The organism is Yoonia sp., from assembly GCF_036770585.1.
In the GTDB taxonomy this organism is placed as follows: domain Bacteria; phylum Pseudomonadota; class Alphaproteobacteria; order Rhodobacterales; family Rhodobacteraceae; genus Yoonia.
In genome coordinates, this window is the sequence record NZ_DAIPIW010000011.1 from 32,842 (window position 1) to 45,835 (window position 12,994).

Sequence of the window (12,994 nt, forward strand, 5' to 3'; positions counted from 1 at the left end):
AAATGTTCAAAAGAACAAAGGTTGCTGTTGCATCGCTGGCGGCACTTGTGGCGGCTGGATCAGTTGCGCAGGCAGGCGGGTTGAGCGACCAGATCATGGAAGCACCGGTCGTGCAGGATCCGGTCGAAGTCGCCCCCGCGGCAGGAAGCATACCCGGCTGGGTCATTCCGCTTGCGATCATCGGTTTGATGGTTGGTATTGCGTCAAGCGGCGATAGCGACGGGAAGAAAAAGTCAAAACGGAAAAATCTTTCGTCAGATTGACGAACAGGCGCTGACCGGCGCGCCGCAGGTCATCTGCAAGGAAACGGCATCGGATCAGGTCCGCGAACCAAAAATGACGGTTGCGGCATGATCTCTTGTTCCCAGAGAAACCTTGTCGCATGCTAAGCGGCGCGCAGGCTACCCCGGTCCTCGGGGCTGATCGATTTCTGATCACGATGTCGCCGGTTGCATCACTGACGCTGACTGTCGTGATGAAATGGCGGAGAGACAGGGATTCGAACCCTGGGTGGAGTTGCCCCCACAACGGTTTTCGAGACCGCCCCGTTCGACCACTCCGGCACCTCTCCGCGGGGGTCGGGGTGGGGTTACTCTGCAGGCAAGGCCTGCGCAAGAGGCAATCGGCTGATTTCCTGACATTTGCGTGCATGGTCTTGGAACCGCGGGGAAGGACACCTATCGTCCGCGTCAGGAAAATCGACACAGAGGCCCCGCCATGCAGTTCTTCCGCCTTACCGTGCTGGCCTTTGCCAGCCTCCTTGCCGTCCCGGCGCTGGCCCAGCAAGGGACGCGCGCCGCCGATATCGACCGACTTTACGACGCCCTGGGCTTGCCCGAGATCATCGCGATCATGCAGCAGGAAGGCATCGATTACGGCCAGGAACTTGCCGCCGAGATGTTGCCCGGCGGCGGGGGCGCGGACTGGCGCAACATGGTGGCTGCGATCTACGATCTGGACACCATGGAAGAAGAGGTGCGCGGCGCCTTCGCGGAAGGGATCGTCGATGCCGATCTCGACAGCATGCTGGATTTCTTCACCTCCGACCGCGGGGCGCGGATCATCGGGCTGGAAATCACCGCACGGCGGGCGATGCTGGATGAAAGCGTCGAAGAGGCCAGCCGTGACGCCGCCGCCTTGCAGATCATGGATGAAACGCCCCGCTATCAGGCCATCAGGGCGTTTATCGAAACCAATGACCTGATCGAGAACAATGTCGTGGGGGCGCTGAACTCCAGCTATGCTTTCTACATGGGGCTGATCGACGGCGGTGTGATGCCGCCCGGTGTGACCGGCGATACCGCGCTCAATGATGTCTGGGCGCAAGAACCCGAGATTCGCGACAAGACGACCGAATGGGTCTATGCCTTCCTGTTGATGGCCTATCAGCCGCTCTCGGACGAGGATCTGGCCGCCTATCAGGCCTTCAGCGAAACCGCTGCAGGGCAGGCGCTGAATGGGGCCTTGTTCACGGCCTTCGACGGCATGTTCGAGGATATCTCGCGGGCGCTTGGCCTTGCCGCCTCGCGGTTCATGCAGACGCAAGAGCTTTAACCCGCATAAAGCATCAGCACCGAGACGAGCGCCCCCGGCGAGGCGCGATAGGCCGCGTTGTCCGATCTGAGCTGGATCTGGCGGGTGGGGCGTTCGGCAAGCGGGATACCGGCGATATCCATCGCTCTGGTCAGGGTCGGGCCGCCGCCTGCGTCGATCTCATCGACGAGTGCGGGGTGGTTCGTCTTGACGTAGACCTCGACCGCGCCGCGCCGGTCAAGGGTCTCGGCAGCTTGTGCGGGCGTCATCAACGGCAGCGGAAAAAGCACGGCATCGCCACTGCATGCGGCCAAGGGAACAAGGAGGATCAGGATGCTGCGTTTCATGTTTCTGCGCGCCTTTTGACTTGACTTACAAGGGTATTGGTCAGATAAGCCGCCAACTTCGCAAGGGTCTTGCGGGGAACTAAGCTTAAACTCGCCCAAGGGCGCGCTGTCCACAGGTACCAAACGCCGGATGAAACCGGGGCCTTAGAGACGCGGAAAATGAAGGAAAACCATATGTTTGCGGTTCTGAAAACCGGCGGCAAACAGTATCGCGTCGCAGCAGGCGACGTACTGCGTGTCGAAAAGCTGGCAGCCAATGCCGGCGACAAAGTCCAGTTCAACGAGATTCTGATGGTCGGCGCGACCGTGGGCACACCATTGGTCGAGGGCGCCGGCGTCCAGGCCGAGGTGATTGATCAGATCAAGGGCGCCAAGACCATCAACTTCGTCAAGCGTCGCCGTAAGCATGGCTCGCAGCGCAAGAAGGGTCACCGTCAGCAACTGACACTGGTCCGTATCTCCGAGATTCTCGAAAAGGGTGCGGACAAGTCGGGCGTCATGGCGGCTGTTTCGGGTGCCGGCATGGTTGCGGCCCCTGTCGCGGCCAAGCCTGCCGCCAAGAAAGCGGCGGCCCCCAAGGCTGCGGCTGCCGCAGGCGGGGACGATCTGAAGCAACTGTCGGGTGTCGGCCCGGCGCTGGAAAAGAAGCTGCATGACGCGGGTGTCACGACTTTCGCCCAGATCGCAGCATGGACCGAAGCAGACGTGGCCGCGATGGACGAAAAACTGTCGTTCAAGGGCCGCATCGAACGTGAAGGCTGGATCGCCCAAGCGGCTGAGCTGGCAAAAGGCTAAGGAGACACACCAATGGCACATAAAAAAGCAGGCGGTTCATCCCGTAACGGACGCGACTCGGCCGGGCGCCGTCTCGGCGTCAAGAAGTTCGGCGGCGAGGCCGTGGTTCCCGGCAACATCATCATGCGCCAGCGCGGCACGAAGATGTGGCCCGGCGCAGGCGTCGGCATGGGCAAGGACCACACGATCTTTGCAACCGCCGAAGGCGCCGTGAAGTTCCACAAAGGCCTGAAGGGCCGCACCTTCATTTCGGTTCTCCCCGTGGCGGAGGCCGCCGAGTAAACCGAAAAATCCAAGGTAACGCATTTGGGGGGATCGGTGAAAACCGGTCCCCTTATTGTTTCATGGTTCTGCCACCATATGGAGGTATGGGTAGTGCCAAGGTTGTTTTCGAGGAGGGAAAACATGCTGCAAGAGGACATCACCGTTCAGGACAGTATTCAGGCGGACCGCTTTGTGTTGCGCCCCTTGCGCAAGTCTGACGCGGGGCTGCTGACGATGTATGCCAGCGACGACCGCGTCGCCCGTGGCACCCGCGCGGTGCCGCATCCGCTGCCGCCCGGCACGGTCGAGGCGATGATCGACCGTGCGGCAAAGCCAGACCGGACCGAGGATATCTGGGTGATCGACGGATCCGCACAAGGCCATGCCGAGGCGCTGGGTCTGATCAGCCTCGAACGGATGGACCGCGGCCAGTCAGAGGTCTTCTACTGGATCGCGCCCGCCTTCTGGAACACGGGCTTTGCCACCGAAGCCCTGCGCGCCCTGATCGCCGCGAACCCGCACCGCTCCGACCGAATCTTTGCCGAGGTGTTTCAGGACAATCCGGGCTCTGCCCGCGTGCTGACCAACTGCGGGTTCGACTATCTGGGCGATGCCGAGGCGTTCTCTGTCTCGCGCAATGCAACGGTGCCGACCTGGACCTATACCCTGAAGATCGCAAAGTAGCGGTGCAAACCACCACGGCAGGGCCCAACCGACGCTATGCAGGCGTCGCCCGCGACCGCTTGAGAAGCGCGGCACAGTAGTTTATCGGCAAGGTCTGACGCCGACGAAAGCCAAATCCATGAAGTTTCTCGATCTTGCCAAAGTCTATATCCGCTCGGGGACGGGCGGTGCGGGCTGTATCTCGTTCCGGCGCGAGAAGTTCATCGAATATGGCGGTCCTGACGGCGGCGACGGCGGCAGGGGCGGCGATGTGATCGTCGAAGCGGTCGAGGGGCTGAACACGCTGATCGATTTCCGCTACCAGCAGCATTTCTACGCGACCAGCGGCCAGCACGGCATGGGTGGCCAGCGCACCGGCAAGGACGGCGAGGACAAGATCCTGCGCGTGCCCGTCGGAACCGAGATCATCGACGAGGATGAGGAAACCCTGATCGCCGACATGACCGAGGTCGGCCAGCGCGTGATCATCGCCAAGGGCGGGAATGGCGGCTGGGGCAACCTGCGTTTCAAGTCGGCGACCAATCAGGCCCCCCGCCGCGCCAATCCCGGCCAAGAGGCGGTTGAACGCACGATCTGGTTGCGGTTGAAACTGATTGCGGATGTGGGGCTTCTGGGGATGCCCAATGCGGGCAAGTCCACCTTTCTGGCCGCCACATCGAATGCGCGGCCCAAGGTGGCCGACTATCCCTTCACGACGCTGGTGCCGAACCTCGGCGTTGTCGGCATCGACGAGGTCGAATTCGTCGTGGCCGACATCCCCGGTCTGATCGAAGGGGCCAGCGAGGGCAGGGGGTTGGGCGATATGTTCCTTGGCCATGTGGAACGTTGCGCGGTGCTGTTGCACCTGATCGACGGCACCTCGGGTGATCCGGCGGGCGATCTGACAACCATCATCCATGAAATCGAGGCTTATGGCGGCGCGCTGGCCGACAAGCCGCGCATCACGGTGCTGAACAAGATCGATGCGCTCGACGTCGAGGAACGCGCCTTTCTGACTGAAGAAATCGCGGCTGTCGCTGAAGGCCCCGTGATGCAGATGTCCGGCGTCAGCGGCGAGGGTATCCCCGAGGTGCTGCGCGCCTTGCGCGAAAAGATCGACGCCGACCGATTGCGCCACCGCAAGGAGGCGGCGCCCGAGGCGTACGGGGACGCGCCATGGCAACCTTAGGCGACGCCAAGCGGCTGGTGGTCAAGATCGGCTCGGCCCTGCTGGTCGATGCCGCCACCGGTGCCCTGCGGCAGGACTGGCTTTTGTCGCTGGCCGCGGACGTGGCCCGCATCCGCAAGCGCGGGACCGATGTGATCCTTGTCTCGTCCGGCTCGATCGCGCTTGGGCGGGGTATTCTGGGGCTGCCCGTCACCGCCTTGCCGCTGGAACAATCGCAGGCCGCCGCAGCCGTCGGCCAGATCCGTCTGGCCCGCGCCTATGAAGAGGCACTGCGCCCGCATGGCATCGTCACCGGACAGGTGCTTGTCACGCTGGAAGATTCGCAGGACCGTCGCCGCTATCTCAACAGCCGTGCGACGATGGAGACGATGCTGGGCTTCGGCGTGACGCCGATCGTGAACGAGAACGACACGGTGGCCACCGATGAAATCCGCTACGGCGACAATGACCGGCTTGCCGCACAGGTGGCGGTGACAGCGGGGGCGGATCAATTGGTGCTGCTGTCCGATGTGGACGGGCTTTACACAGCGAACCCCAAGCTTGATGCGCAGGCGCGCCACCTTCCGATGATCGACCGCATCACGCCCCAGATCGAGGCGATGGCGGGCGATGCCGGATCGGGCCTGTCCAAGGGCGGGATGATCACCAAGCTGATGGCCGCCCGCATGGCGACCGAGGGCGGATGCGCGATGGCGATCACGCTGGGGTCCGAAATGCATCCCTTGCGGCGGCTGGAAGAGGGCGCGCGCGCGACGTGGTTTGCCGCACAGACCGATCCGCAGACCGCCCGCAAGCGCTGGATCGCCGCGATGAAACCGAAAGGCGCCTTCATCGTCGATGCCGGCGCGGCGCGGGCGCTTGGGCAGGGCAAGAGCCTGCTGCCCGCCGGTGTCAGACAGGTCACCGGCACCTTTGGTCGCGGCGAGCTGGTGGCGATCACCGATCGCGAGGGGGCGCATTTGGGTCAGGGGCTGACCCGCTACACCAGCGCCGAGGCGCGCCGGATCATGGGGCGGCACTCGGCTGACATTGCGGCGATCCTCGGGTATGAGGGGCGCGCGGCATTGATCCACCGCGACGACATGGTGCTTTAGGACAGGATGAAGCCATGAATGACCAGACCGCAATCGGACCGATGATGGCCAGGATCGGGGCGGATGCCCGCGCCGCCGCAACCGTGCTGGCCACGGCACCGGCCAAGGTCAAGACCCATGCCTTGAACGCGGCCGCCGATGCCGTCTGGGACCGGCGGGCCGAGATCATCGCGGCCAACAAGGACGATCTGGCCTATGGCGCGGACAAGGGTCTGTCGCCTGCCATGATGGACCGGTTGATGCTGGACGAGGCGCGCATCAAGGGCATCGTTGCGGGCCTCAGGTCCGTGGCCGGGCAAGACGATCCCATCGGCGTCGTCACCGAAAGCTGGGACCGCCCCAACGGGTTGCATATCCAGCGTGTGCGGACACCCATCGGGGTGATCGGCGTGATCTACGAAAGCCGCCCCAATGTGACGGCGGATGCAGGCGCGTTATGCCTCAAGTCAGGCAATGCGGTCATCCTGCGTGGCGGATCGGAAAGCTTTCAGTCCAGCCGCGCGATCCATGCCTGTCTGACGGCGGGGCTGCAATCTGCCGGGCTGCCTTCGGCCGCAATCCAGCTTGTGCCGACGCGTGACCGTGCCGCGGTGACGGCGATGTTGCAGGCGACGGACCATATCGACGTGATCGTGCCGCGCGGCGGCAAAGGGCTGGTCGGTCTGGTCCAGCGCGAGGCACGGGTGCCCGTTTTCGCCCATCTCGAAGGCATCTGCCATATCTACATCGACGCCGATGCCGATCTGGAAAAGGCGCGGCGCGTCCTTGTGAACGCCAAGACCCGCCGGACGGGCATCTGCGGTGCGGCCGAGACGGTGCTGGTCGATGCCGCCTTTCATCACAAACACGGTGATATCCTGATCCGCGACCTGATCGCCGCGGGCGTCGAGGTGCGGGCCGATGGCATACTGGCGATTGCGGGCACAACCCCTGCAGCAGCAGACGACTTCGGCAAGGAATTTCTCGACATGATCATCGCGGCCAAGGTCGTGGACGGGGTCGATGGGGCGATTGCCCATATTCGCCAGTTCGGATCGAACCACACCGATGCGATCATCACCGAGAATGACGCCACTGCTGCGCGCTTTTTCCAGCAACTCGACAGCGCGATCCTGATGCGCAATGCCTCGACCCAGTTTGCCGATGGGGGCGAGTTCGGCATGGGCGCGGAAATCGGGATCGCGACGGGCAAATTGCATGCGCGCGGGCCGGTGGGGGCGGTGCAGCTGACCAGCTTCAAGTATCTGGTCACCGGTGACGGAACGGTCCGCCCCTAGAGTTCGACCCGCAGCCTCGTGTCGTCTGCCGAGGCGCGCACCCTGCGGTCAATCGCACCGATGATGTCGGGCAAAAGCGCGAATTGCACCAGCGCGGCGGAATGGGTCTGGGGTTCGGACCGCCGGTTCAGGCCGTCCCAAAGCGACGGGTCAAAGGCGATCCGCCGTCCGGTGGCGGTGATGACGATGGTCTTGCCGGTGGCGGAAACGGTGATCTGTCCCCCGAGGGGCAATGCGGTCTCGACCGCCTGCAGCAGCAAGAAGATGCAGCGCACCAGAGGTCGGTCCTGATCATCTTCGAGGTGCCAGTCATAGGCCACACGACCCCCCGCGGAGAGACCGTCGAGGATCTGCTTGATTTCGGCCTTCTGGGTGGTTTGCCCCGCCGTGGCCGCCCCATAGGCGATGCGGAAGAACTTGATCCGTGCCGCGGCGCTGTTGACGCTTTGCTGGATCAGCGCCATTTCCTCGCCCGCGGTATTGTCGGTCAGCGACATCAGTTCGACGCCGTTGCTGATCGCCCCGATCGGGCTGATCAGGTCATGACAGATACGCGATCCGACGAGGGCGGCGAGATCAGCTTGCATTGGCGGCTCCTTGCTGCAAGGAAAGTGGGATGAACGACCTGAACGCAATGCTGGAACCCGGGATGCTGGTGCGCAATCCTGCCTGTCCCCACTGGGGCGTGGGGCAGGTGCAGTCCAATATCGGTGGCAGGATCACCGTGAACTTTCGGGAAGAGGGCAAAGTCGTCATCGATGGTGTTGTTGTCCCGCTTGAGATCGTCTTCGACGAAAACAACCTAAGGTAGAGAATTGCAATCCACAAGTGGTCACTTAAAGCCTTGGCCGGGAATGGTTACCAATCGGTTAAGGCGCGAGGACAAAAGATGACCGGCGTCGCCCCGCACAGGCAAGGTGCGGATTGCCGCTTTGCGGTTGCCCTTGCGTCCTGTCAGGCCGATATCCACGCAGCCCAACGCCTGCGCTATGACGTCTTCGTTGCCGAAATGGGCGCAGACGGTCCGATGGTCGATCATGCGCAACGGCGCGAGGCCGACAGGTTCGATGCTTTCGCCGATCATCTGATCCTGCGCGATCTCGACCGTGACGAAGACGACCGTGTGATCGGCACCTATCGCCTGATGACATGCGAGATGGCCCGTGCCGCAGGTCAGTTCTATTGCGCCGACGAATACGATCTGACTGTTTTGTTGCAAAGCGGCCTGCGTCTGCTGGAACTGGGGCGGTCGTGCCTGCACCCTCAGTATCGCGGCGGTCCGGGGATGCAGCAGATGTGGGCGGCCCTTGCCGATTACATCGAGGCACACGCGATCGACGTGATGTTCGGCGTGGCCTCGTTTCGCGGGACGGATACGGCCAGACTGGCGCAGCCCCTGTCCTATCTGGCGCAGCGGCATCTGGCGCCCGAATACCTTCGGGTGACCGCGAAGGGGCCCGATGCGGTCCCACTGGAACAGCTTGCATCCGACAGGATCGAACGCATCGCGGCGGTGCGCGGGCTTCCGTCCTTGATCAAGGCCTATCTGCGGCTTGGCGCCACGGTCGGCGAGGGGGCCTTTGTGGACCATGCGTTCAACACCACGGATATCTGTCTGATCCTTGAGAAATCCGCCATCGGCGCTTTGCAAAGGGCGATCTACACCCGACGGGCCCCGGCATGAGTGCCACATGGCAGGGCACACCCGACCTTGAACCGGCAGGGCCGGGCGCGGGGGGATGGATCCGCGCGCTCCTGCGGGCCGTGCCCCTGGTCATCTTGATCTTCGGCTGTCTGGGGCTATTGCTGCTGGTGCGCTTGATCGAGCGCCCGCTGAACGGCACCCGCAGGCCGGTCACACCCTATATCACCCAGTTCGTCTGCCGGACGTCCTTTCTGATCCTCGGGATCCGCTATGTCGTCGAGGGCGAGGTCATGACCGGACCGGGGGCGGTCGTGTCGAACCATGTCTCGTGGCTGGACATCTTCGCGCTGAATGCGCGCAAGCGGATCTACTTCGTCTCGAAGTCCGAAGTGGCGGGCTGGCCGGGGATCGGCTGGCTGGCCCGGGCGACGGGGACGGTCTTCATCAACCGCGACCGACGCGAGGTGGCGGACCAGATCGGCCTCTTCCGTGACCGACTGGCGGCGGGGCATAAGCTGTTGTTCTTTCCCGAAGGCACCTCGACCGATGGTCTGCGCGTCCTGCCGTTCAAGCCCGCGCTCTTTGCGGCATTTCTTGACGACAGGTTGCAAGACACGCTGATGATGCAGGCCGTCACCTTGAACTATCGCGCACCCGAGGGTGAAGACGCGCGGTTCTATGGATGGTGGGGGAACATGGCCTTTGGCCCGCATCTGTTGGCGACGCTTGCCGCGCGCAGGCAGGGTGCGGTCCATGTCGTCTACCATCCCCCTGTCCGTGTCGCGGATTTCGCGGACCGCAAGTCGCTGGCCAGCGCGATGGAGAAAACGGTGCGGGCGGGTCTAGCCCAGCATGGCGCTGCGTAGCTGTGTCAGCGTTTTCGCCGGTGTGTCGGTGGCCCAGATCTCGTCCCCGATCCCGAAGAAATCGGTATGCGGCGCAAGCTGGCGGATCAGGGTCTCGGTCAGCGCACCTTCGGCGACCACGGGCACCTCGATCATCTGCGACCACCATTCAAAGAGGTCGGCTTCCGCAATGCGGCCATCGCCCAGCGGAGTGTCGCCCACGGGGCCGAAGCTGACGTAATCGGCACCCAGCTCGCCCGCTGTCATCCCGTCATGGCGGGAATTGCCGCAGAAGCTGCCGACGATCGCATCCTCGCCCAGATCCTTGCGGACCTTGCGGATGCTGCGCGCGGCGTCCTGCAAATGCACCCCGTCCAGTCCCAGACGCCCGACCAGCATGATGTGGCTGTCGATCACAAGGGCGACGTCGCGGTCATGGGTGACTTCGCGCAAGGCGTCGGCGGCCTTGGCGATCCGGCTTTCGTCCTTCGTCGCCAGGGCCAGCCTAACGCAGGCGACCTCGGTGCTGTCGAGACAGGCGGCAAGCTGGCCGGGGAACGTCGAGAGATCGAAGTCCGGCGGGCTGATCAGGTAGATCTGGGGATGGTCTTGGGCGTCGGGCATGATGGCCGGTCCGGATTTGTCTTTGGTCTCGTGCTTCTAGCGGGGAATAGCGGGCTTGGCCATGGGGTAAGGGGGGTGTTCTTGCCCTTGCGTTCTGCGCACAGTATCACCGCGCCAGCGCGTTCCAGAGGTGATGATGCCCAGCCCCGATCCCCAGCCAGCTTTCGTCCTGATCCGCCCGCAAATGGGCGAGAACATCGGCGCGGCAGCCCGTGGCATGTGGAATTTCGGCCTAGACCGGATGCGCATCATCGACCCGCGCGACGGCTGGCCGAACCAGAAGGCCGTCGCCATGGCCAGCGGGGCGGGCCGTCTGCTGGACGCGGCGCAGATCTTTGCGGATACGCCTGCAGCGATTGCCGATTGCGATTATGTCTATGCCACCACGGCGCGTCCGCGCGGCCTGACCAAGCTGGTCCTGACGCCAGAGGCCGCGATGCAGGATGCGCGTCGCCGGATCGCCGAAGGCCAGAGGGTGGCGGTGATGTTCGGGCCGGAACGCTCGGGCATGGAAAACGTCGATATCGCACGGGCGAATGCGATCATCTCGGTTCCGGTGAACCCCGATTTTCCGTCCCTGAACCTTGCGCAATGTGTCCTGCTGACCGGCTACGAATGGCGGCGCGAGACGGTGCCGGCAGAGGCTGCGCGCGTCGATGCGCTCGCCGATTGGGCCGAGAATATCGAGATCGAGAAGCTGGCCGATCATTACGAGACGCAACTGGCGGAGGCGGGGTTCTTTTATCCCAAGGCCAAGGCCGAGAACATGAAGATGAACCTGCGCAACCTGTGGTCACGCATGCCGCTGACACGGGCCGATGTGCAGATGCTGCACGGGATCATGCGGCAGATGGTGCGCTGGAAGACCCGCGACTGAGGCGACCCACCTTGCGGCACCCTGACGCTTGCAGCCTCCCTGATGCAGGCCTAGGTTCCGTCCCAACACGAAACGAGGACCGTCATGGCTGAGAAGCGCTCTATTTTCCAAGAGGTCGGCGATACCCCCAAGCAGGCCGCCGCCCCGGGCGGGATCGACAAGGCGCGTGGCGGCGCGCGCGGGTTGATCCGCGGCTGGCTGATGGTGCTTTTCGGGCTTGTGGTGGTGATGATCGTTGTCGGCGGGCTGACACGGCTGACGGACAGCGGCCTGTCGATCACCGAATGGAAGCCGGTCACCGGTGCCCTGCCGCCCATGTCCGAGGCCGCGTGGCAGGCGGAATTCGACCTTTACCGCGCGATCCCGCAATACCAGTTGCAAAACCGCGGCATGTCCCTGTCCGAGTTCCAATTCATCTATTGGTGGGAATGGGGACACCGCCAGTTGGGCCGGTTCATCGGCTTGGTCTGGGCCCTGGGCTTTGGCTATTTTCTTGTCACGCGCAAGATCCCGGCGGGCTGGACGGGGCGGCTTTTGTTCATCGGTGCGCTCGGCGGGCTTCAAGGCGCGATCGGATGGTGGATGGTGTCCTCGGGCCTTGAAGAGGGGATGCTGAGCGTTGCGTCCTATCGGTTGGCGACCCATCTGGGTCTGGCCTTCGTGATCTTCGGCTTCATCGCGTGGTATGTCTATCTCTTGGGGCGACCGCAGGCTGACCTGATGCAATCGCGGCGCAGCGCTGATGCGGGGCTGATGCGGCACGGGTCGGTCCTTGCTGCGTTCGCCTTCGTGCAGATCCTGCTTGGCGCGCTGGTGGCCGGTATCGACGCAGGCCGCGCCTTCCCCGACTGGCCGCTGATGGCGGGCGGCTTTCTGCCGCCTGATCCCTTGGCGCTGCAACCGGTCTGGCGGAATTTCTTCGAGGATGCGGGCCTTGTGCAGTTCATGCACCGGATGGCGGGGTATTTCCTTTTTGCTTACGGTCTTTTTGTCTGGGTCAAGGCGCGCCGGTCGGCCAATGGCCACACACGCTTTGCCTTCAATGCGATGATGGCGATGATGCTGATCCAGATGTGTATCGGCATCGTGACCGTCATCTACATGGCCCCATGGCAGATCGCGATTGTCCATCAGTTCGGCGCGGTGGTCCTCTGGGCGCTGATCCTGCGGGGCCGTTTCCTTGCCCAATATCCCCTTGCCCAAAGCATCCGAGGCTGACCATGACCGCATATGACGATCTGATGGCGTTCCAGCGCGAGACCGAAGCCCTGGGCGAGGTTGCGGGCCGCCTTGGCTGGGATCAGGAAACCATGATGCCCGAGGGCGCGACACCGCAGCGCGCCGAAGAGCACGCGGCCCTCGCCAAGGTGCTGCATGCGCGGCGTATCGATCCGCGCATCGGGGACTGGCTGGAAAAGGCGGAAGCGGCGGACGATGTCGCCGCCGCCAATCTGCGCCACATCCGCCGTGATTTCGAACGCACCGCCAAGGTCCCCGCCGATCTTGCGGCGGCACTCGCCAAGACCACGTCACTTGCGCATCGCGTCTGGGCGAACGCCCGGGCAGACGAGAACGTGGCCGCCTTCCTGCCCATGTTGGCACAGGTGGTCGCCCTGCGCATCGAAGAGGCACAGGCCGTCGCAGGCAATACCGATCCCTATGATGCCTTGCTTGACGACTATGAACCCCAGGCGACGGGGGCCACGATCGCCGCGATGTTCGACAGCCTGCGCCCGCGTCTGGTCGCCCTGCGTGCTGCGATCCTCGACAAGCCCGCACCACAGACGCTGGTGGGTGAATTCGACGAGGCGGCGCAACTGATGCTGTCAGAAAAGCTCGCG

The 12,994-nt window shown here is 63.6% G+C and carries 16 protein-coding genes, 1 tRNA gene and 1 pseudogene; 14 read left to right on the forward strand and 4 right to left on the reverse strand.

Annotation, left to right across the window (positions count from 1 at the left end; translation table 11 throughout):
- Positions 1-2 precede the first annotated feature (2 nt).
- Entirely contained in the window at positions 3-263 is a 261-nt protein-coding gene (locus V7N12_RS03845; RefSeq protein WP_333712815.1) for a hypothetical protein, read from the forward strand.
- A 218-nt stretch (positions 264-481) separates the two neighbouring features.
- Here the strand turns inward: V7N12_RS03845 and V7N12_RS03850 are convergent.
- A tRNA-Ser gene (locus V7N12_RS03850) sits at positions 482-571 on the reverse strand.
- A 146-nt stretch (positions 572-717) separates the two neighbouring features.
- Here V7N12_RS03850 and V7N12_RS03855 point away from each other — a divergent pair.
- Complete coding sequence (locus V7N12_RS03855) at positions 718-1,554, forward strand: DUF2059 domain-containing protein (RefSeq protein WP_333712816.1); 837 nt, start codon at positions 718-720, stop codon at positions 1,552-1,554.
- Here the strand turns inward: V7N12_RS03855 and V7N12_RS03860 are convergent.
- The gene (locus V7N12_RS03860) at positions 1,551-1,880 is read right to left on the reverse strand and encodes a hypothetical protein (RefSeq protein ID WP_333712818.1); all 330 of its coding nucleotides are present in this window, start codon (positions 1,878-1,880) and stop codon (positions 1,551-1,553) included. The genes V7N12_RS03855 and V7N12_RS03860 overlap by 4 nt on opposite strands.
- A gap of 174 nt (positions 1,881-2,054) precedes the next feature.
- Between V7N12_RS03860 and V7N12_RS03865 the strand changes: the two genes are divergently transcribed.
- From V7N12_RS03865 to V7N12_RS03890, 6 genes are all read left to right on the forward strand, one after another.
- Positions 2,055-2,675 carry a 50S ribosomal protein L21 gene (locus V7N12_RS03865; RefSeq protein WP_333712820.1) on the forward strand — a complete coding sequence of 207 codons (621 nt, stop codon included), beginning with the start codon at positions 2,055-2,057 and terminating at the stop codon, positions 2,673-2,675.
- A 12-nt stretch (positions 2,676-2,687) separates the two neighbouring features.
- On the forward strand, positions 2,688-2,957 hold the full coding sequence (gene rpmA, locus V7N12_RS03870; protein ID WP_333712822.1) for a 50S ribosomal protein L27: 270 nt from the start codon (positions 2,688-2,690) through the stop codon (positions 2,955-2,957).
- A gap of 123 nt (positions 2,958-3,080) precedes the next feature.
- A complete protein-coding gene (locus V7N12_RS03875) occupies positions 3,081-3,623 on the forward strand; it encodes a GNAT family N-acetyltransferase (RefSeq protein ID WP_333712823.1) in 543 nt (180 codons plus the stop codon).
- A gap of 118 nt (positions 3,624-3,741) precedes the next feature.
- A complete protein-coding gene (obgE, locus tag V7N12_RS03880; protein ID WP_333712825.1) occupies positions 3,742-4,791 on the forward strand; it encodes a GTPase ObgE in 1,050 nt (349 codons plus the stop codon).
- Complete coding sequence (gene proB, locus V7N12_RS03885) at positions 4,779-5,885, forward strand: glutamate 5-kinase (RefSeq protein ID WP_333712826.1); 1,107 nt, start codon at positions 4,779-4,781, stop codon at positions 5,883-5,885. The genes obgE and proB overlap by 13 nt, the downstream gene beginning before the upstream one ends.
- Positions 5,886-5,899: 14 nt before the next feature.
- Positions 5,900-7,162 (forward strand): glutamate-5-semialdehyde dehydrogenase, encoded by a 1,263-nt coding sequence (locus V7N12_RS03890; RefSeq protein WP_333712827.1) that lies wholly within the window; start codon positions 5,900-5,902, stop codon positions 7,160-7,162.
- Here the strand turns inward: V7N12_RS03890 and V7N12_RS03895 are convergent.
- Complete coding sequence (locus V7N12_RS03895; protein WP_333712828.1) at positions 7,159-7,749, reverse strand: histidine phosphotransferase family protein; 591 nt, start codon at positions 7,747-7,749, stop codon at positions 7,159-7,161. The two genes, V7N12_RS03890 and V7N12_RS03895, sit on opposite strands and share 4 nt — an antisense overlap.
- 29 nt (positions 7,750-7,778) lie before the next feature.
- Here V7N12_RS03895 and V7N12_RS03900 point away from each other — a divergent pair, with 29 nt between their 5' ends.
- The 3 genes from V7N12_RS03900 to V7N12_RS03910 all read left to right on the forward strand — a co-directional run bounded on the left by V7N12_RS03900 (position 7,779) and on the right by V7N12_RS03910 (position 9,673).
- Positions 7,779-7,973, forward strand: a complete 195-nt coding sequence (locus V7N12_RS03900; RefSeq protein WP_333712829.1) for a DUF3553 domain-containing protein — start codon at positions 7,779-7,781, stop codon at positions 7,971-7,973.
- Between the two features lie 78 nt (positions 7,974-8,051).
- A complete protein-coding gene (locus V7N12_RS03905) occupies positions 8,052-8,846 on the forward strand; it encodes a GNAT family N-acetyltransferase (RefSeq protein WP_333712831.1) in 795 nt (264 codons plus the stop codon).
- Positions 8,843-9,673: a lysophospholipid acyltransferase family protein gene (locus V7N12_RS03910; RefSeq protein WP_333712832.1), complete on the forward strand. Its 831-nt coding sequence runs from the start codon at positions 8,843-8,845 to the stop codon at positions 9,671-9,673. The genes V7N12_RS03905 and V7N12_RS03910 overlap by 4 nt, the downstream gene beginning before the upstream one ends.
- Here the strand turns inward: V7N12_RS03910 and V7N12_RS03915 are convergent.
- Complete coding sequence (locus tag V7N12_RS03915; protein WP_333712833.1) at positions 9,650-10,276, reverse strand: thiamine phosphate synthase; 627 nt, start codon at positions 10,274-10,276, stop codon at positions 9,650-9,652. The genes V7N12_RS03910 and V7N12_RS03915 overlap by 24 nt on opposite strands.
- 136 nt (positions 10,277-10,412) lie before the next feature.
- Between V7N12_RS03915 and V7N12_RS03920 the strand changes: the two genes are divergently transcribed.
- From V7N12_RS03920 to V7N12_RS03930, 3 genes and pseudogenes are all read left to right on the forward strand, one after another.
- The gene (locus tag V7N12_RS03920; RefSeq protein WP_333712836.1) at positions 10,413-11,153 is read left to right on the forward strand and encodes an RNA methyltransferase; all 741 of its coding nucleotides are present in this window, start codon (positions 10,413-10,415) and stop codon (positions 11,151-11,153) included.
- An 84-nt stretch (positions 11,154-11,237) separates the two neighbouring features.
- Positions 11,238-12,371 (forward strand): heme A synthase, encoded by a 1,134-nt coding sequence (gene ctaA, locus V7N12_RS03925; protein ID WP_333712834.1) that lies wholly within the window; start codon positions 11,238-11,240, stop codon positions 12,369-12,371.
- 2 nt (positions 12,372-12,373) lie between these two features.
- Positions 12,374-12,994, forward strand: a pseudogene (locus V7N12_RS03930) (carboxypeptidase M32); the annotation flags it as partial.